The organism is Halomonas sp. LC1, from assembly GCF_030247125.1.
In the GTDB taxonomy this organism is placed as follows: Bacteria; Pseudomonadota; Gammaproteobacteria; order Pseudomonadales; family Halomonadaceae; genus Vreelandella.
Window position 1 is genome coordinate 84928 of record NZ_JASSPG010000002.1, and the last position, 19855, is coordinate 104782.

Annotated in this window: 15 protein-coding genes; 4 read left to right on the plus strand and 11 right to left on the minus strand. The window is 61.5% G+C overall.

Annotation, left to right across the window (positions count from 1 at the left end; genetic code table 11):
- Positions 1-5: 5 nt before the first annotated feature.
- The 9 genes from ubiB to QIT27_RS03350 all read right to left on the minus strand — a co-directional run bounded on the left by ubiB (position 6) and on the right by QIT27_RS03350 (position 10686).
- A complete protein-coding gene (gene ubiB / locus QIT27_RS03310; RefSeq protein ID WP_285262884.1) occupies positions 6-1628 on the minus strand; it encodes a ubiquinone biosynthesis regulatory protein kinase UbiB in 1623 nt (540 codons plus the stop codon).
- Entirely contained in the window at positions 1625-2287 is a 663-nt protein-coding gene (locus QIT27_RS03315; protein ID WP_285262885.1) for a ubiquinone biosynthesis accessory factor UbiJ, read from the minus strand. Before QIT27_RS03315 ends, ubiB begins: the two co-directional genes overlap by 4 nt.
- A 43-nt stretch (positions 2288-2330) precedes the next feature.
- On the minus strand, positions 2331-3086 hold the full coding sequence (ubiE, locus tag QIT27_RS03320; protein WP_159343162.1) for a bifunctional demethylmenaquinone methyltransferase/2-methoxy-6-polyprenyl-1,4-benzoquinol methylase UbiE: 756 nt from the start codon (positions 3084-3086) through the stop codon (positions 2331-2333).
- 121 nt (positions 3087-3207) lie between these two features.
- Positions 3208-3591 carry a gamma-butyrobetaine hydroxylase family protein gene (locus QIT27_RS03325; RefSeq protein ID WP_153842493.1) on the minus strand — a complete coding sequence of 128 codons (384 nt, stop codon included), beginning with the start codon at positions 3589-3591 and terminating at the stop codon, positions 3208-3210.
- A gap of 85 nt (positions 3592-3676) precedes the next feature.
- On the minus strand, positions 3677-4999 hold the full coding sequence (gene hslU, locus QIT27_RS03330) for an ATP-dependent protease ATPase subunit HslU (protein ID WP_159343161.1): 1323 nt from the start codon (positions 4997-4999) through the stop codon (positions 3677-3679).
- 9 nt (positions 5000-5008) lie between these two features.
- Positions 5009-5542 (minus strand): ATP-dependent protease subunit HslV, encoded by a 534-nt coding sequence (gene hslV, locus QIT27_RS03335; protein WP_044630495.1) that lies wholly within the window; start codon positions 5540-5542, stop codon positions 5009-5011.
- Positions 5543-5710: 168 nt separating this feature from the next.
- Entirely contained in the window at positions 5711-6475 is a 765-nt protein-coding gene (locus QIT27_RS03340; RefSeq protein ID WP_285262886.1) for an SPOR domain-containing protein, read from the minus strand.
- Positions 6476-6478: 3 nt separating this feature from the next.
- Positions 6479-8164 carry an arginine--tRNA ligase gene (gene argS / locus QIT27_RS03345; protein WP_285262887.1) on the minus strand — a complete coding sequence of 562 codons (1686 nt, stop codon included), beginning with the start codon at positions 8162-8164 and terminating at the stop codon, positions 6479-6481.
- Positions 8165-8304: 140 nt separating this feature from the next.
- The gene (locus QIT27_RS03350) at positions 8305-10686 is read right to left on the minus strand and encodes a primosomal protein N' (protein ID WP_285262888.1); all 2382 of its coding nucleotides are present in this window, start codon (positions 10684-10686) and stop codon (positions 8305-8307) included.
- Positions 10687-10705: 19 nt separating this feature from the next.
- On the opposite strand from QIT27_RS03350, the gene rpmE reads away from it, so the two are divergent.
- Both rpmE and QIT27_RS03360 read left to right on the plus strand, forming a co-directional pair.
- Positions 10706-10921: a 50S ribosomal protein L31 gene (gene rpmE, locus QIT27_RS03355; protein ID WP_044630499.1), complete on the plus strand. Its 216-nt coding sequence runs from the start codon at positions 10706-10708 to the stop codon at positions 10919-10921.
- Between the two features lie 468 nt (positions 10922-11389).
- Positions 11390-12661, plus strand: a complete 1272-nt coding sequence (locus tag QIT27_RS03360) for a malic enzyme-like NAD(P)-binding protein (RefSeq protein WP_253017504.1) — start codon at positions 11390-11392, stop codon at positions 12659-12661.
- Between the two features lie 227 nt (positions 12662-12888).
- Here the strand turns inward: QIT27_RS03360 and QIT27_RS03365 are convergent, their stop codons facing one another.
- Entirely contained in the window at positions 12889-13710 is an 822-nt protein-coding gene (locus tag QIT27_RS03365; RefSeq protein WP_285262889.1) for an acyl-CoA thioesterase, read from the minus strand.
- A gap of 111 nt (positions 13711-13821) precedes the next feature.
- Here QIT27_RS03365 and tadA point away from each other — a divergent pair, with 111 nt between their 5' ends.
- Positions 13822-14274, plus strand: coding sequence for a tRNA adenosine(34) deaminase TadA (gene tadA / locus QIT27_RS03370; RefSeq protein ID WP_217353011.1), 453 nt, complete (start codon positions 13822-13824; stop codon positions 14272-14274).
- Positions 14275-14279: 5 nt separating this feature from the next.
- Here tadA and mltF read toward each other — a convergent pair whose 3' ends face one another.
- A complete protein-coding gene (gene mltF, locus QIT27_RS03375; RefSeq protein WP_285262890.1) occupies positions 14280-15746 on the minus strand; it encodes a membrane-bound lytic murein transglycosylase MltF in 1467 nt (488 codons plus the stop codon).
- A gap of 165 nt (positions 15747-15911) precedes the next feature.
- Between mltF and purL the strand changes: the two genes are divergently transcribed.
- The gene (purL, locus tag QIT27_RS03380) at positions 15912-19838 is read left to right on the plus strand and encodes a phosphoribosylformylglycinamidine synthase (RefSeq protein WP_285262891.1); all 3927 of its coding nucleotides are present in this window, start codon (positions 15912-15914) and stop codon (positions 19836-19838) included.
- Positions 19839-19855: the final 17 nt, after the last annotated feature.

Consider the following 19855-nt stretch of genomic DNA (forward strand, 5'->3'; position numbering starts at 1 on the left):
TCGTATCAGTGCCAGAGCAGCAGTATTAAGCCGGCACCGGCAGCCGCGAGTATCGGCCAATCCTGAGTGGCAGCCCAACTACTGAGTGGCTGCCAAGCCAGCGCAATAGCGACTAGGGCCAAGCCAATGCGCAGCCGATGCTGGCGTTTACCTTGCTGACTCATTTGGCGGCGCATCTGGCTGATCGCCGTCACCTGCTGATGGCGCTGACGATGCTCATGCTCCATGCGGCTAAGTGCCTGATGCGCCAATACGGGCAGTTCAGGCAGCTGATGAGAAAGCTCCGGTGCTTGGCGCTTGAGCGATTCCCACAGCCCGCCAATGCCTGCCCGCTCTTTCATCCACTTCTCTAAATAGGGCTTGGCGGTGCTCCAAAGGTCCAGGTCGGGGTAGAGCTGGCGGCCCAAACCCTCGATATTGAGCAGCGTCTTTTGCAGCAGCACCAGTTGGGGCTGCACTTCCATATTGAAGCGCCGAGCGGTCTGGAACAGCCCGAGCAGTACCTGCCCAAACGAGATGTCTTTGAGCGGCTTCTCTAGAATGGGCTCGCATACCGTGCGAATGGCGGCGGCAAACTCGTTGGCGCGGGTGTTTTCACCGACCCATCCCGACTCGATGTGCAGCGCGGCGACTTCGTAGTAATCCTGGTGAAAGAATGCCAGCAGATTGCGCGCCAGGTAGTCCTGATCTTCCCGGGTGAGGCTGCCGACGATGCCGCAGTCGATAGCGATATATTGTGGATCGTCCGGGTCGTCACAGTTTACGAAGATGTTGCCGGGGTGCATGTCGGCATGGAAGAAATTGTCGCGGAACACCTGGGTGAAGAAAATTTCCACCCCGCGTTCGGCGAGCTTTTTCAAGTTCGTGCCCCGCGCCATCAGCGTATCCAGATCGGCCACCGGTACGCCGCGAATGCGCTCCTGCACCATGACGTGGCGGCGGGTGTAGGGCCAGTAAATGGTCGGCACGAACAGCAGCGGTGAGTCTTTGAAATTGCGCTTGAGCTGGGAGGTATTGGCGGCCTCTTTGTAGAGATCCAGCTCGTCGAACAGCGTCGCCTCGTAATCGCGGATCACCTCGACCGGGCGTAAGCGCCGGGCTTCGGGCACTTTGGCCAGCAGCTTGGCCACCTGGTACATCAAGCCCATGTCTTGACGCATGATACGGTCGATGCCGGGACGGATGATTTTGACCACCACGTCTTCGCCGCTGTGCAGCGTGGCGGCGTGGACTTGGGCAATCGAGGCCGACGCCAAGGGGACACGATCAAAGGCGGCAAACGCCTCCGGCAGCGTCATTTCGAGCTCTTTTTCCACCCGCGCAGCGGCCAGCTCGCCAGGGAAGGGCGGCACTTGGTCTTGCAAGCGCTTTAGCTCGTCGGCGATGTCTTCCGGCAGCAGGTCACGGCGGGTCGAGAGCATTTGGCCGAACTTGATGAAGATCGGCCCCAGCGCCTCCAGCGCCAAACGCAAACGCTCGCCACGGCTGCGCTGCCCAACGGGCACCAGTTGAAGCGGCGACAGCTTCAGTAGTAGGCGCATCCAGAGCGGCAGGCGCTCGGCAGGAATCAAGGTGTCCAAGCGATGCCGCGTGACGACCCAGACGATTTTAAACAGCCGCAGGCTCATCCGCGCTGCTCCTTAGGCGTTGATGGTTCCGCTGGCTGCGTAAGTCGCTTATGGAGACGGTTAAGCCGCGCTTCCAGGCGGTCGGTGGCGATCTCTAGCTCGGTCAGGTGGTCGCGCAGCACGTCGCGCTGCTGGCGGCCGGGCAGCAGGCGCGCTTCCTCGAACACGTACTCCGAGACATCCTGCAGCAGCTCGTCTTTGGCACGCAGCCCCCAGCGGGCCGCACGTCGAATACCTTCCGCCAGGGAGTGAGCAGGCATATCGCCCAGCCAGCGCGCCAGTTCGCCCTCCCAGTCGATATCCAGATCGAACAGCAGATCGCGGGTCGCTTCCAGCAGATGGAGTCGGCCGCGTACGGCCAATTTGCCGTCGAACATCAGCCGCTCGATGGAAGCGCCGCTCAGCCATTCGGAGAGCGTCTCGGGGGTGAGTTCCACGACGGCATCGACGTCGGTCTCTTCCACTTCGTCGCCGTGCTGCAGGTCAATGCCTGATGCGTGGTAGCAGAGCAGCAGCGCGAGCTGGGGCTTCTCCAAACGGACCAGCAAGCGGCTACCTGCCAGCGACGCCAAACGGTTTGGCGCCGCCGGGTCGCGGGCGAGCAGGGCATTGATCGTGCGTTCACATCCGGCCAGCAGCAGGGTCGGGGTGACTAGCATGCCGACCTCGTATTCCAAGGGATCATCGCTGTTTGCTGCTGTGTCATAGTTTGATGCCGCGGTGGAGGGCCACGATACCGCCGGTCAGGTTGGTGTACTCCACCCGTTCCAGGCCTGCGTTCTCCATCATGCCCTTCAGCGTCTCTTGGTCCGGGTGCATACGAATCGACTCGGCCAAATAGCGGTAGCTCTCGCCATCACCGGCGACCAGCTCACCCATTTTGGGCAGCAGGCGGAAGGAGTACTCGTCATAGGCTTTGGAGAGCAGCGGGTTGTTGGGTTTCGAGAACTCCAGCACCAGCAGGCGTCCGCCGGGCTTCAGTACCCGCGCCATGGAGCGCAGCGCGGCGTCTTTATCGGTGACGTTACGCAGGCCAAAGGCAATGGTGATGCAGTCGAAGCTGTTATCCGGGAAGGGCAGGCACTCGGCGTTGGCCTGCACGTACTCGACGTTGCCGCCCACGCCGTTATCCATCAGCTTGTCGCGGCCGACCTTGAGCATGGAGGCATTGATATCGGCCAGCACCACTTTGCCACGCGGGCCTACCAAGCGGGAAAACTTGAGAGTGAGGTCGCCGGTGCCGCCCGCAATGTCGAGCACTTGGTGCCCTGGGCGGACGCCAGCACGTTCGATGGTGAGTCGCTTCCAGACCCGGTGGATGCCCATGGACATCAGGTCGTTCATCACGTCGTAACGAGCGGCCACCGAATGGAAGACGTCGGCCACGCGGGAGGCTTTCTCGTCGACCGGCACTTCTTGGTAGCCAAAATGGGTAGTGCGCTTTTCCGTGGGGCTCATGGGGCTTTAGCTCCCGAATTCGAGGCGGTAGTTGTCGACCGTTAGGTCATCGCAATCAATGGTTGGCAACATTGTAGCCTTCTCGACCCCAATTTGTCTGCGCCTCGCCTGGGGCAGCGCGTCACAGCTGCTTGAATTGAATGCCTGCAGGCTCGCGAGAGGCCCCTGCCGCCTCCAAGCGCTCGAGATAGTTCTGCCAATAAGCGTCTTGGTGGGTGGCGAGGTCGAAAAGATAGTTCCAGCTATACAGACCGCTATCGTGGCCGTCGTCGAAGTGCAGTTTGAGGGCGTAGTTACCGGCTTGGGTAATGTTCTGTAAGCCGACATCCTTTTTACCCACTTGCAGCACGGCCGTATCACCGCCGTGGCCGCGCACTTCGGCGGAGGGGGAGTAAACCCTCAAAAGTTCGACGGGAAGCCGGTACGTCTCGCCGCTGGCATAGCCAAGTTCCAGCTCACGCGCCTGCTTATGATAGTGAACCCGGGTGGGCGTCGGGGCGTTCATGGGGGGCACCTCATAACGATCAATCGCAAAAGCAGCCTGCCCGCCAATGCGAGCAGGCTGCCGGTGGCTCTACCGAAAGCGGCGCTTACAGAATGTAGCGCGACAGGTCCTCGTCGACCGCCAGCTCGCCTAGCTGAGCATTGACGTAGTCGGCGTCGATGACCAAGGGGCTGTCCATATCTCCCCCTTTGAACGACGCCTCTTCCAGCAAGCGCTCCATGACCGTGTGCAGACGACGAGCGCCGATGTTCTCGGTTCCTTCGTTCACCTGCCAGGAAATCTCGGCAATGCGTTCGATGCCGTCCGGGGTGAACTCGACGTCGAGCCCTTCTGTGGCCAGCAGTGCCTGATACTGCTTGGTGAGCGAAGCAGAAGGCTCGGTGAGGATCCGCTTGAAGTCGCCCGGTGTGAGCGCATCCAGCTCGACGCGAATGGGCAGACGACCCTGCAGTTCCGGAATGAGGTCGGAAGGCCGCGACAGGTGGAAAGCACCGGAAGCAATGAACAGAATGTGGTCGGTTTTGACCATGCCGTATTTGGTCGACACCGTCGAGCCTTCGATCAGCGGCAGCAGGTCGCGCTGCACGCCCTCGCGGGAGACTTCGCCACCGCTGGATTGGCCACTGCCCTTGGCGACCTTGTCGATCTCGTCCAGGAACACGATGCCGTGCTGCTCGACGGCTTCCACGGCGCGGGCTTTGATCTCTTCTTCGTTGACCAGCTTGCCGGCCTCTTCGTCACGCAGTAGCACCAGCGCCTCTTTGACGGTCACGCGGCGCTGCTCGCGCTTCTGCTGGCCCATGTTGGAGAACAGGCTCTGCAGTTGGCTGGTCATCTCTTCCATGCCCGGCGGGGTCATGATATCGATGCCCTGGCCCTGGGAAGAGATTTCGATATCGATCTCTTTATCGTCGAGCTGGCCTTCACGCAGCTTTTTGCGGAAGGTCTGGCGGGTGCCGCTATCTTCACGGGGTTTATCTTCCTGGCCCCGGGGCGGCGGCAGCAGCGCATCGAGCACGCGGTCTTCGGCGGCGTCTTCGGCACGGTGGCCCACTTCCTCTTTGGCATGCTCGCGAACCATCTTGATCGCCGCTTCCATCAGATCGCGAATGATCGACTCGACGTCGCGGCCTACGTAGCCCACTTCGGTGAACTTGGTGGCCTCTACCTTGATGAACGGCGCGCGGGCGAGCTTCGCCAAGCGGCGGGCAATTTCGGTTTTACCTACGCCAGTGGGGCCAATCATCAGAATGTTTTTCGGCGTGACTTCGGGGCGCAGCTCGTCGTCGAGCTGCATGCGGCGCCAGCGGTTGCGCAGGGCAATGGCCACGGCGCGCTTGGCATCCTGCTGGCCAATGATGTACTGGTCCAGCGCATGAACGATTTCGCGGGGTGTCATCTGGGTCATAAAGGGGCCTCAACGTTCGTTGATGTTCAGCTCTTCGAGCGTCACGTGGTGATTGGTGAATACGCAGATGTCACCAGCGATGGCGAGGGATTTTTCGGTAATTTCGCGAGCGGACAGCTCGGTGTTCTCGAGCAGCGCTCTGGCGCTGGCCTGGGCAAAGTTGCCGCCAGAGCCAATGGCGATGATGCCGCGCTCCGGCTCGACCACGTCACCGTTACCGGTAATGATCAGCGAGGCGCTGTGGTCGGCAACGGCCAACAGCGCTTCCAAACGGCGCAGCGCGCGATCGGTGCGCCAATCTTTGGCGAGTTCGACGGCGGCTTTGGTCAAATGGCCTTGATACTTTTCAAGCTGCGCTTCGAAACGCTCGAACAGGGTAAACGCATCGGCGGTGCCACCGGCGAAACCGGCCAACACCTTGCCGCGATACAGGCGGCGTACTTTGCTGGCATTGCCTTTCATGACGGTGTTGCCGAGGGAAACTTGTCCATCGCCCGCTAGGGCAACTTGATTACCGCGGCGAACGGAAACAATCGTGGTCATGGAGATAACTCCTTGGGGGAGACGCGCTCCCGATGACTGATCGGCCGCAGCGAGCGGCCGTATAAAAAGCGATTCCCAACAAAATGCGGGCGGCTGATAAAAAATCAACCGCCCGCAAGCGAAAGCCATCCGATAAAAGGGGGCGGCAGGCGTGTCACGCCGTGGGGATTAGTTCTGTAGCTGGATCAGCAGCGGCTCGATGCCTTGGGTACTCATCAGGTCCTGGGCGCGATTGAGCTCGCGGGTGTCGTCGTAAGGGCCGACCTGAACCCGGTGCCAAGTGTCGCCGTTGGCCTGTACCTCGCTGATCTGCGCCAGCAGGCTCAGGTTGCGCAGGCGGCTGCGCAGCTGCTCGGCATCGCTCAGCTCGCGAAACGAGGCTGCTTGCAGCATGTAGCGGTTCGAAGCACTGGCCGGTGCCTGCTGAACGGCGGCTGCCTGATCACTGGGGCGTGTGTTGGCGGCAATGACCTGGGCAATGGGGTCGTCCGCCGCGCTGTCTGTGGCGCTTGCTGTACTCTCTGACGAGTCCGTCGTGGCCGTATCGCGCTCGGTGTCCTCGTCACTGGCTGCCACGGTGGGCGGTGTGACGTTGGAAGGCACAGCCCCACCTGGAGCGATGACTTCGGTTTCGGGTAGCAGCGTGTAGAACTCGAAGGTGGGCATCGCCTGTTCGGCAGGCGTTTCGGTTTGCCGCGCGGCGCTGCGTTCGTCACTACCGGCCGGCTTGGGCAGCACCGTGGCCTGGGGTGTCTCGCTTTGCTCCTGCCAGGGAGCCGTGCCGTGCTGGTGCTGAGCGAGGAAGAAACCAGCGGCCACCCCGGCAATCCCCCATAGCCAGCCGGGTATGCGCAGCCCGCCGCCGGAGCGGCGGGGCGATTTGCGCTGCGTGGTGGCTCCGCGGCGGGCGGGCTTATTACGCGGGCTGGCCATGAATTACATCTCCTCTGGGGCGCTGACACCCATCAGATCCAGGCCGTTGCGCAGCACTTGGTGCACTGCCAAGCCTAGCGCCAAGCGAGTATTGCGCAGGGTGTCGTCATCAACCATCACTTTGACCGCGTTGTAGCAGGTGTGGAAGTCACCGGCCAAGTCCAGCAGGTACTGGGCGACTTGTTGCGGCTCGCGGTTCTTGGCGGCGTGTTCGACCACCTCCGGATAGCGGGCCAACCGGTTCAGCACCGCTTTCTCCTGATCGCTATCGAGCAGTGCCAAGTGGGCCGTGGCGATGCTGTGATCGAAGGGTTGGCCTGCCTCTTCGGCTTTGCGCAACATGCTGCACACCCGCGCGTGGGCATACTGAATGTAATACACCGGGTTGTCGTTGGACTGGGAACGGGCGAGGTCGATATCAAAGGTCAACTGAGAGTCCGCGCGCCGTGCCGCCAGGAAGAAGCGCGTGGCGTCACGGCCCACTTCGTCGATCAGGTCGCGCACGGTGACGTAGCTGCCTGCGCGCTTGGAGAGCTTCACTTCAACCCCAGAACGGGTGACCATCACCATCTGGTGCAGCACGTAGTCGGGCCAGCCTGTCGGGATGCCCACTTCCAGCGCTTGCAGACCCGCCCGCACCCGCGTCACGGTGGAGTGGTGATCGGCGCCCTGCTCGTTGATCACGGTGGTGAAGCCGCGCTGCCACTTGTCGAGGTGGTACGCCACGTCGGGTAGGAAGTAGGTGTAGCCCCCTTCGCGCTTGCGCATCACACGGTCTTTGTCATCGCCGAAGTCGGTGGTGCGCAGCCACATGGCACCGTCTTCTTCATAGGTGTGACCATTGGCGACCAGTTTTTCGACGGTGGCCTCGACCTTGCCATCCTCGTAGAGCGAGGACTCCAGGAAGTAGACGTCAAACTCGACGCCAAAGGCTTTGAGGTCTAGATCCTGCTCGCGGCGCAGCCAAGCCACGGCGAAGGCCTGAATGGCGTCCAGGTCGTCTGCATCGGCTTTGGCGGTCACTTCCCGATCATCGGCGGTGACGGTTTTACCTGCCATGTAGTCGTTGGCGACATCGATGATGTATTCGCCGCGGTAGCCATCCTCCGGCCAGCTAGCATCGTCGGGGCCGAGGTGTTTGGCGCGGGCTTGAACGGAGAGCGCCAGGTTTTTGATCTGCGCGCCCGCGTCGTTGTAGTAGAACTCGCGGGTCACGTCGTAGCCGGTGGCTTCCAGCAGGCGGCAGAGACAGTCGCCAATCGCCGCGCCGCGGCCGTGACCAACGTGGAGCGGGCCGGTGGGGTTGGCGGATACGAACTCCACCTGCACTTTTTCACCCTTACCGATTAGGCTGCGGCCGAAGGCATCGCCGCTATCCAGCACTTGGGCGACGATTTGCGCGGCGGCGTCGGCGGCAGCAAAGAAGTTGATGAACCCAGGGCCGGCAATCTCGGTTTTTTGAATGGCGTCGCTGGCGGGCAGGGCAGCGACGAGGGTATCGGCCAGCTCACGGGGCTTCATGCCGGAGGGCTTGGCCAACATCAGTGCGAGGTTGGTGGCGTAGTCGCCATGGGCCTTGTCTTTGGTGGGATCCACCTTGATGGCGGGCGTTAAATCGTTGGGCAGCACGCCTTGGTGCTTGAGCGCGTCAACCGCGCCTTCGAGCAGAGAAATAATCGTATCTTTCATGTAAATATCCGGATGTCGTCGGTGGCGGCGTGTGCAGTCGCCCAGAGAATGCAGCGGCAAAGCGGCCATTATCGGCAATTGGCGCGCAGTTTCAAAGCCGTATTCCCTTCGACGCGCCAGCGTTGTGCGCCCCCTGGCGGTCAGGCCAGGGTTTGTGGGTCGATATCCATCGACCAGCGCACTTTGCGCGCCTCGCGGTTGGCTTCTAGCCACTGCACCAGCCAGTTAGCGGCGGCGTGGCGGTGGCTACGTTTGTAAGCAGTGATCATGACGTGAATGTGGTAGCGGTTTTGGCGACGCTCCATGGGGGCGGGCACGGGCCCCAGGCAGCGCACGGGCAGCTGGGCGTCCTTCAACCACTGGCGCAGCGCCTGGGCGGCGTGTTGAGCCAGCGCGAGCGCCGCCTGCTCCTGTGGGCTTTCTACGCGTAGCAGCGCCATAAAGCAAAACGGCGGCAGCTTGGCGATGCGGCGCTCTTCCAGCAGGTTGCGGGCCAGTGCGCCGTAGCCATGTTCGGCCAGCTGGCCTAGATGTGGGTCATCCGGGTGGAGGGTTTGCACCAGCACACGGCCAGGGTGGGCGGCGCGGCCCGCACGCCCCGCCACTTGCTCCAAGAGCTGTGCGCTGTGCTCCAGGGCGCGGAAGTCCGCCGCGTAGAGGCCGCCATCGGCGTTGACCACCACCACCAAGGTGACGTGGGGCAGGTGGTGGCCTTTGGCGAGCATTTGAGTGCCCACCAGCAGGCAGGGTTCGCCGCGATGAATCTCTTTGAGCACCTGCTCGAAGCTCTCTTTTTTGCGCGTGCTGTCGCGGTCAATGCGGTGAACGGTGGTGTCAGGGAACAGCCCTTGTAGCGTCTCCTCGGTGCGCTCCGTGCCGCTACCCAGCGCACGTAAGTCGCCGCTGCCGCAGTCTGGGCAGGCATCCGGCAGGGCACGGCGGCTGTCGCAGTGGTGGCAGGCCAGCAGCGGTGGCTGGCGGTGAAGCGTCATGCGCGCATCGCACTGGCCGCATTCGGCCATCCAGCCGCAGCTATGGCAGGCCAGGCTCGGCGCAAAGCCACGCCGGTTGATAAAAATGAGCGCCTGCTTGCCCGCCGCGAGGGTGCTTTTGATGGCTTTGATGGCCCCCGGCAGCAGCCCCCCTTGGCGGCGCTGGTGGCGCAGGTCGATCAGCTCTAGCTTAGCGGGCGGGTGACGGCTGGGCCGCTGGGTTAGCCGCAGGTGACGATAAGCACCCGTAAGCGCCTGCTGCAGGCTTTCAAACGAGGGCGTTGCACTACCCAGTAATAGAGGAATGCCGTGATAGTGCGCCCTGGCAACGGCTAAATCCCTAGCGTGGTAGCGCAGCCCGTCGTGCTGTTTGTAAGAGCCATCGTGCTCTTCATCGACGATGATCGCCCCGGGGTTCGCCAGCGGGGTGAAAATGGCCGACCGGGTGCCGATGATCACCAGCGCGCGGCCGCTGGCGGCGGCTTCCCATACATCCAAGCGCTCTGGGTCGGTAAGCCCGGAGTGTAGCGCCACCACCGGCACGCGAAAGCGGCTTTTGAACCGCGCGAGCGTTTGCGGTGTAAGGCCGATTTCAGGCACGAGTACCAGGGACTGCTTTCCTTTGGCAGCGAGCGCTTCGATGAGCTGTAGGTAAATCTCGGTTTTGCCGCTGCCGGTCACGCCTTCCAATAAACAGGGGTGGTAGCCGTCGAGTTTTTCATGCAGCACGGATAGCGCAGCGGCCTGTTCACGGTTGAGCGGCAGCGACGGTGAGGCGAGTAAGCTTCCACCGGTGGGTTGAGCGGCGGTGAGGGTGATCTCTTGAGGCTCGGTAAAGCCCTTCTTTTGCAGCGCTAATAGCTGGTCCCGAGTGAAGCCGTGGGCGCTCACGGCGCGGCCTGGGAGTCCGTGGGGGTGCTGGCGAAGAAGCGCATAAAGCGCTGCCTGTTTAGGCGCGCGCGCCAGGGCCGTTTCATCGTTGGGGAGCGGAAGCCACAGGGTTTGGGTGCGCCCTGCCATCGGGTGACCCTGGCGCAGCCTGGCGGGCATGGCGTGCTGCAGGGTATCGCCCAGGCTGTGCTGGTAGTAACGCGCCGCAAAGTGGCACAGCCACTGCCAGTCGCTGGGCAGGGGGGCATCATCCAACGCTTCGCTAATAGCGCGTAGCTGCGCGCGGGGGAGCTCGCTGCCGGTGGCGAGGGAGACCACCACGCCCACCACCTCTCGGCGGCCAAACGGAACACGCACCCGGAGCCCCGGCTGCCAGCCACAGGCGGGCGCGCGCGGGGCCGGTAGATAGTCAAACAGGCGGCGCAGCGGCGATGGCAGCGCCACTTTCACTACCTGAAAAGCGCCTTGAGGCTGCCTCTGGGTAGGGGGCGTTGAAGAAACAGGATCGGACAATTGGCCTCCGGCGATTAGTTTGCTAGAATGCGCGGCCGCTCTGAATCTATCGGATGGAGCGGTTAACCGGTTAGCAGTTTTTTCAAACCCGTATGCGGTGCCTGGCAATGGATCAGGTGGCGGCATATAGCTCATGAGGCTCAAGATGAAACAAGGTATCCACCCGAATTACAACACGGTCACCGCCAACTGTTCTTGCGGTGCAAGCTTCCAGGTCGGTTCTACTTCTGGTCAGGACTTCTCTCTGGACGTGTGCTCCAACTGCCACCCGTTCTACACCGGTAAGCAGAAGCAAGCGACCACTGGTGGCCGCGTAGAGCGCTTCAACAAGCGTTTCGGCGCTGCTATCAAGCGCGGCTAATCCTAACGGATTCAGCCTATCGCAGGCACGTCTCGTGCTCTGTGCAAAAGCCCACGCCACGGCGTGGGCTTTTTGTCCCTAAAAGGCTACGCTTTTGGTTAGCCTCGTCGGCCGCTCTCTCCCGCTGCCAATAGCGGACGCATCGATCTCTCCTTGCTGACCAAGCAATCTCTCTTTGTTTCTTGTTAGCTTTTCCACAGGGCGATTGCGCCCAATGGGTGTGGATAACTCTCTTGTTGTTCTATTGGAATTTATTTCCAAAAATACTGCACTGCATCAATAAGGAAACCTTTATAGCTGATAGCGTGAAGCATAAGTTGCAGCAAATAACGTAGAAAAGTTTCGAAATGGAGTGGAAAGTAGCTAAAACGGTCGTTTCGTAGGTAAGTTTACTACGTGCTTGAGGCGCCTAGGTTTTTTCTATATTCTGATACGACTTTTCTACTTTAGGCTGATGAGACCTTGACCATGACGGATGCAAACAAGCAGGCAGCTTTGGATTATCACGCTAAACCGATCCCCGGTAAGCTTTCCGTGGAGTTGACCAAGCCCACTGCTACTGCTCGGGACTTGGCACTGGCGTATAGCCCAGGCGTTGCCGAGCCGGTTCGCGAAATCGCTCGCGAAGCGGAAAATGCTTACCGTTATACCGGCAAAGGTAATCTGGTCGCGGTCATTTCGGACGGCAGTGCGATTCTGGGCTTGGGCAATCTTGGCCCGCTGGCCAGTAAGCCGGTCATGGAAGGCAAAGGCGTGCTGTTCAAGTGTTTTGCGGGCATTAACTCCGTTGATATCGAAGTAGACGCCGAAAGCCCCCAAGCGTTTATCGACACCGTTGCCCGCATTGCCGATACCTGGGGCGGCATTAACCTGGAAGACATCAAAGCGCCCGAGTGTTTCGAGATCGAAAAAGCCTTGGTCGAGCGCTGCAGTATCCCCGTCTTCCACGATGACCAGCACGGTACGGCGATTGTGACCGCTGCGGGCATGCTCAACGCGCTGGATATCGCGGGCAAGCGGATTGAAGACGTGAAAATCGTCTGCATGGGCGCAGGCGCGGCGGCGATTGCCTGCATGCGTCTGCTGATCTCCTGCGGTGCCAAGAAAGAGAACCTGGTCATGCTGGATCGTCGCGGCGTGATTCACACTGACCGTGACGGTATCAACGAGTACAAGGCGGAGTTTGCCCGCGATACCGACATGCGCACGTTGGACGATGCCATCGACGGGGCAGACGTGTTTATCGGCCTTTCTGGCCCGGGCCTGCTCTCTGCGGAGCAGGTGAAGAAAATGGCCGCTGACCCGGTGATTTTCGCCTGCACCAACCCCGACCCGGAAATTCACCCGGACGTAGCCCGCGAAGCGCGCCCGGATGTGATCATGGCCACCGGCCGTTCGGACTTTCCGAACCAGGTGAACAACGTGCTGGGCTTCCCGTTCATCTTCCGCGGCGCGCTGGATGTACGCGCCACGCGCATTAACGAAGCCATGAAGTTGGCCGCCGTTCACGCGCTGAAAGACCTGGCCCGCGAGCCGGTGCCTCAGGAAGTGCTGAACGCCTACGAGCGTACCGAGATGAGCTTTGGGCGTGATTACATCATTCCCACCCCGGTGGATATCCGCCTGCTGGAACGCGTCTCCTCAGCAGTGGCCCAAGCGGCGGTCGACTCCGGTGTGGCCCGCAAGCCGTACCCGGCTCACTACCCGCTGAAAACCATTAATGACGTGTATGGTGGGTAATTAACAAGGCCACTTAGGTCAGGGCAGCCCGTAACGGGGGTCTTTCGCCATGGCCGAAAAATGCTCCCTGCAATTTCGGCATTTCCACCATCCATGGCGGTCAGATGGCGAAAGTAGCGCCCAAGGACGGGTTTACAGCGCCCCCGTCTAGGGTTGTGCTGACCGGTATTTTACAACGCCCGCACACTGCGGGCGTTGCTGTTTTTAGAGGTGTTTAGAGCAGAGGCTCAAGACTGCGGATAGCGCACCAACCCCTCTTGCGCCGTCGAGGCCACCAAACGCCCATCGCGGCGATAGATGTGACCCCTCGCCAAGCCCCGTGCGCCGCCGGTCCAGGGGGAGTCGATGGCGTACAGCAGCCACTCGTCTAGCCGCGTATCTTCGTGCAGCCAAATGGCATGGTCGAGACTGGCGATGCGCAGTTTCGGGTCGGTGTACTTGATGCCATGAGGAATCAGGCCGGTGGTCAGCAGGTTGAAATCCGATGCATACGAGAGCAGGTGACGGTGCAGCGCCGGGTCGTCCGGTAGCGGCCCACCAGCAAAGCGGAACCATAGGCACTGGCCGGCCGGTGAGGCGCTGTCCGGATTATCCTTCAAGTGTAAAAACTCGATAGGGTGGCCGGGGAAGCGCGCGTGCTTGGCATCGCCGCTCTCTATAAGCGCTTTCGGCGTGGGCACTTGTGGCATGGCCCGCTGATGATTGATGCTCTCTTCAGCACTTTGGAAAGAGGCGCTGCAGAAGAAAATCGGTCGCCCTTTCTGAATAGCGGTCACCCGCCGGGTGGTAAAACTGCCGCCATCGCGGATGGTATCGACCTGATACACCACCGGGCGATGCGGGTCGCCTGGGCGCAAAAAATAGCCGTGCTGGGAGTGCGGGCGGCGCTCATCCGGCACCGTGCGCGCCGCAGCGGCCAGTGCCTGGCCCAACACTTGGCCGCCATACAGTTGAGGAAAGCCCAAATCTTGGCTTTGGCCGCGAAAGAGCGTCTCTTCAAGGGTTTCAAGCTCTAACAAGCTGACCAGTGACTTCAGCGCATCGTTCATTCTCTGTATCCTTGGTGCTATCCGTTTTCCCGCCGATGATTGAAAGCGCACCCAGTGCGGCCATCACGCTATTAAAACGATCGTTTTGCTACCTTAGCGGAGTTTGCCTTGATACGCAGCGATGAATTTTACATGCACCGCGCCATGGACCAAGCGCACCTAGCGTTTGCCGCCGGGGAAGTGCCGGTGGGCGCGGTGGTGGTGGATGCCCAGGGGGAGATCATCGGCGCTGGCCACAATGCACCGCTGGCAAGCTGCGACCCCAGCGGCCACGCCGAGGTGCGCGCGCTACGCGAGGCGGGGCAGCGGTTGGGCAACTACCGTTTAGAGGGCTGCACGCTGTTTGTGACGCTAGAGCCCTGCATGATGTGCGCAGGCACCATGGTGCATGCGCGCATTGCCCGTTTGGTATACGGCGCGCCCGAGCCACGCACTGGCATGGTGGAGTCAAAGGCCAACCTGCTGGCACAGCCCTGGTTCAACCATCAGATCGCAGTGACGGGCGGCGTGCTGGCGACGCCCGCCAAGCGGTTGCTCAAGCAGTTCTTTGCCGAGAAGCGCTAGCCAGATTACGGCTCGATAGGGGGCACGATATCGAACAGCAGCAGCGGCTCTTCGCTGGTGGGCGCCTGCTCTAGCTGAAAGAATTGCTGTCGGCTGCGCTCCACGTACTCGATCATCTCGTAGTAGCGCCGGATGTTGCGCACGTAGATGACCGGCTCGCCGCCACGGGCATAGCCATGGCGGGTTTGGCTATGCCACTCACGCTCCTGTAAGAGCGGGAGCGCTGCGCGAACGTCCTGCCAGTGATCCGGATCGCCGCCACGCATCTCGGCAATCTTACGGGCATCGTAAAGGTGGCCAAGACCGACATTGTAAGCCGCCATGGCCATGTAGAGTCGGTCATCCCCGGTAATGCTGTCTGGAAGTCGGTCTTTAATGCTGCGCAGGTAGCGCGCGCCGCCATCGATACTCTGTGCGGCGTCGGTGCGGTCGGCCACGCCCATCTCGCTGGCGGTGGGGTTGGTCAGCATCATCAGGCCGCGAACCCCGGTGGGGGAGACGGCGGTCGGGTCCCAGTGCGACTCTTGATACCCGACGGCGGCCAGTAGCTTCCAATCAAAGCCGGTATCGCGGGCCGCTTGCTTGAATAGCTCGGTGTAGTTGGGCAGGCGCTCATCGAGATGGGCGAGGAACGTGCGGGTGCCCACGTACTCCAGATAGTCGTCATGGCCGAAGTAGCGGCTCACCAGCTGTTGCAGGGTGCCGTTCTCTTGTAGCTCCTGGAGAAATTGATTGGCGGCTTCTAATAATCCAAGCCCGCGGCCGCTAGGCACGGCCCATGCCAGAGAGAGCGGCTCGCCTAGAAAAAAACCGCGTTCGACGTTTGGGAAAAACAGCCGGTTCAAACGAAACTGGTGATCAAAAATGATCGCCGCATCCAAAATACCGTTTTCTACTCGCGCCAATAGTTCGGCCACTTCAAGCTCGTGAGACTCTTTCCAGCTAAGGTTGGGGTAGTCACGTTGAAGGGCGCGCAGCGCTTGGCTGGTGCCCGCCTCGCTCAGCGTGCCAAGCTCCAGGCCCACGAGATCTGCCGGTTCATCGATGCCGTTGAGCCCGCGGCGATACACCACCAGCGGCTGCATCTGAATGATGGAGCGGGTGTAGTGAATGCCCGGTGAGTCTGCCAGTAGGGGGAGGGCGGCAGCGCCTAAGTCGCCCTGCTCGCGCACGGCGGGAAGCACGCTCTCCGGGTGGTGGCTCGCGTTCAGGTTGAGGCTGACCCCTAGATAGTCCGCAAAGCGGTGCATCAGCTCATACTCGAAGCCGGTCGGCCCTTGGCGGCCTTCGTAATAGGTGGTGGGGGTGTTGCGAGTATGAATCGTGATGAACTCTTTCGCTTGAATTTGCGCAAGGTGTTCACCGCTCGTCATGGACGCACTGCGCGGCACTAAAATCAGAAGAAGTGTCGCGATCATCGCGAAATACGCCCGGTAATGAGCGATAAAATGTTGGGCAATCGATGTCGGCATGAGGGCTGGTCAACATGGAACAGTCTGCCACGATACCCAGCCTGCCAGGCGCTGTCACCTTGTTGATTTCGTGTGGACGCCGCTTTCCAGTATCATAGTGGGATTGCCGCGTAGCGGCCCGGTGATTTCCTGCTCGAACTCTCCCTGCTTTAGAGGCTCTCAGATATGCTCGAACTGCGAGGCGCACCCGCCCTTTCCGCCTTCCGTCATGAACGGCTGTTAATGGTGTTGCGTGACCGTGTTCCGGAGGTGGAGGCGCTGTCTGCCCATTACGTCCACTTCATCGACCACCACGAAGAGCTCGATCAGGCCGCCCAGGCGCGGTTGGCGCAACTGCTGGCGTACGGCAGCCACGAACACCAGGAAACCCCCGATAACGCGCAGCGCTTTCTGGTCGTGCCGCGTCTGGGCACTCAGTCACCGTGGTCCTCTAAAGCAACCGACATTGCCTATAACTGCGGGCTCAGCCAGATTAGTCGCATCGAGCGGGGTATCGATTACCGCGTAGGCCTACGTGGTGCCCCCAGCGCTGAGCAGCTAGAAACGATCAGCGCGCTGTTGCATGACCGCATGACCGAAAACGTGCTGGCCGACGTAGCCGAGGCGAGCAAGCTATTCGCCCATCACTCGCCTGCCCCCCTTGGCAGCGTCGACATTCTGGAAGGCGGCCGCGACGCGCTGATGACGGCGAACCGTGAGCTGGGCCTTGCGCTGGCGGATGATGAAGTCGACTACCTCGTCGAGGCCTTTATCGAGCTAGGCCGCAACCCCAGCGATGTGGAGCTGATGATGTTCGCCCAGGCGAACTCTGAGCACTGCCGCCACAAAATCTTCAACGCAGATTGGATTATCGACGGCGAGGCCCAGAGCCACTCGCTGTTCAAGATGATCAAAAATACCTTCGCCACGTCACCGGATAACGTGCTCTCTGCGTACAGCGATAACGCGGCGGTGATCAAAGGCAGCCACGGCGGACGCTTCTTCCCCACGCCGCTCACCGGTGCCGAAGGCGAGCGCGCCCGCTATGATGCCCACCAAGAGCCGATCCACATTCTGATGAAGGTGGAGACCCACAACCACCCCACGGCCATTGCGCCATTTCCCGGTGCGGCCACCGGCTCCGGCGGTGAGATTCGAGACGAAGGCGCGACCGGCATCGGCGGTAAGCCAAAAGCAGGCTTGTCCGGTTTTACCGTTTCTAACCTGCGCATTCCTGAATTCGTTCAGCCCTGGGAAGCCTTCGATTATGGCAAGCCCGAGCGCATGCAGTCCGCGCTCAATATTATGCTGGACGGCCCGATTGGCGGTGCCGCGTTCAACAACGAGTTTGGCCGCCCCAACCTGACCGGCTACTTCCGCACCTATGAGCAGGATGCGCTCAGCGAAGGCGGCATCGAGCGTCGCGGCTACCACAAGCCGATCATGATTGCCGGCGGTTACGGCAACATTCGCGCTCAGCACGTGCAAAAAGGCGAGATTCCGGTCGGCGGTAAGCTGATCGTCATGGGCGGCCCGGCGATGCTGATCGGCCTGGGTGGCGGTGCGGCGTCCAGCATGGCGTCCGGTGAGTCCAGCGCGGATCTGGATTTCGCCTCTGTGCAGCGGGAAAACCCGGAAATCGAGCGTCGTGCCCAAGAAGTTATCGACCGCTGCTGGGCGCTGGGCGACAACAACCCGATTCGCTTTATCCACGATGTCGGTGCGGGCGGGCTGTCTAACGCCTTGCCGGAGCTGGTCAAAGACGGCAACCGTGGCGGTCTGTTTGACTTGCGCGCGGTGCCCAACGCCGAGCCGGGCATGAGCCCGCTGGAAATCTGGTGTAACGAAGCCCAGGAGCGCTACGTACTGGCAGTGGCCCCTGAAGACTTGGATACCTTCGACGCGCTGTGCAAGCGCGAGCGCTGCCCCTATGCGGTGGTGGGCGAAGCCCAGGCGGAGCACCACCTGGAAGTGCGCGACGGCCACTTCGAAACCAAGCCCGTCGATCTGCCCATGAGCGTGCTGTTTGGCAAGCCGCCGAAGATGACCCGTTCGTTTGAGCGCCAAACCCCTGAACTCTCTGGCGTCATGCTGGATAACCTGGACCTGCGCGAAGCGATGGACCGGGTGCTGCGCCTGCCCACGGTGGCCTCGAAAAGCTTCCTGATCACCATCGGCGACCGTTCCATCACCGGCCAAGTCGCCCGTGATCAGATGGTAGGCCCCTGGCAAGTGCCGGTGGCCGACGTCGCGGTCACCACCGCGAGCTTCGATACCCACGCCGGTGAAGCCATGGCCATGGGCGAGCGCCCGCCGGTGGCGCTGATCAACCCTGCGGCCAGCGCGCGCTTAGCGGTGGCAGAAGCCATTACCAATCTCGCGGCTGCGCCGATTGCCAAGCTGTCGGATATCAAGCTCTCCGCCAACTGGATGAGCGCTGCTGATCACCCCGGTGAAAACCAGGCGCTGTATGACGCCGTTCATGCCGTGGGCATGGAGCTATGCCCGGCACTCGGCATCGCCGTGCCGGTGGGCAAGGACTCCATGTCCATGCGCACCGCGTGGCAAGAGGGCGATGACGCCGAAGAGAAGAGCATTACCTCGCCGCTGTCGCTGGTGGTGACCGGCTTTGCACCGGTGACCGACGCGCTGGCGACGCTGACGCCGCAGATCAACCTGGAGCAGGATGAGTCTGATCTGATCTTGATCGACCTGGGGAACGGCCAGAACCGTCTTGGCGGCTCGGCGCTGGCGCAGGTCTATGGCCAAGTGGGCGATGAGTGCCCCGATGTGGACGACCCGGAAGATCTGAAAGCGTTTTTCGAAGTGATCCAAGGTCTGAACCGCGACGGCAAGCTGCTGGCTTATCACGACCGCAGCGACGGCGGCCTGTTGGTGACGCTGCTGGAGATGGCTTTTGCCGCGCACGCCGGTCTCGAGATCAAGCTCGACTGGCTGATCGATGAGCCGGTGGAAGCCTTCAACGCGCTGTTCTCTGAAGAGCTGGGCGCGGTGATTCAGGTCAATCGCCAGCACACCGAAGAGGTGCTGACCCAGTTCGCCATGGCGGGTATCGAAACCTGCGGCGTGATTGCTCGCCCGCGTTACGACGACCAAGTGCGTGTCACGCTGTTTGAAGAGCCGCTGCTGGAAACCACCCGTCAGCTAACCCAGCGTACCTGGTCCGAGACCAGCTACCGCATGCAGGCGCTACGGGATAACCCGGAATGCGCGAAGAACGAGTTCGACAACCTGCTCGACGTGCGCGACCCGGGCCTCAGCGCCGCGCCGACCTTCGATATCAACGACGATATCAGCGCGCCCTTTATCAACACCGCCAAGCCCGCGGTGGCCGTGCTGCGTGAACAGGGCGTCAATGGTCAGGTAGAGATGGCCTGGGCCTTTCACAAAGCGGGTTTCGATGCGGTGGATGTGCATATGAGCGACATCCTCGAAGGCCGTGTCTCCCTGGAGGAGTTCAAAGGTTTGGTGGCCTGTGGCGGTTTCTCCTACGGCGACGTGCTGGGTGCAGGCGGCGGCTGGGCCAAGTCTGTGCTATTCAACGAGCGCGCCCGCGAGCAGTTCGAAACCTTCTTCACCCGTGACGATAGCTTCTCGCTGGGCGTGTGTAACGGCTGCCAGATGCTCTCGCAGCTCAAAACGCTGATTCCTGGTGCGGAAAACTGGCCGGCTTTCGTGCGCAATGAGTCCGAACAGTTCGAAGCCCGGGTGTCGATGGTGCGGGTAGAGAAGAGCCCTTCGATTCTGCTGGCGGGCATGGAAGGCTCCAAGCTGCCCATCGCCGTGGCCCACGGGGAGGGCCGCGCCGAGTTCCGCGATACGGCGCACCTGCGCAGCATGCAGTCGAGCAGCCAAATTGCCCTGCGCTATATCGATAACTACGGCCAAGTCACTACGCGCTACCCGGCCAACCCCAACGGCTCCCCGTCGGGCATTACCGGCCTGACCACGCCGGATGGTCGCGTGACGATCATGATGCCGCACCCCGAGCGGGTGACCCGCGCGGTCACCAACTCCTGGCGTCCGGCGGAGTGGACCGAGGATGGTGCGTGGCTGCGCCTGTTCCGCAATGCGCGGGTATGGCTGGGCTAATGTCATGTGATCAACCT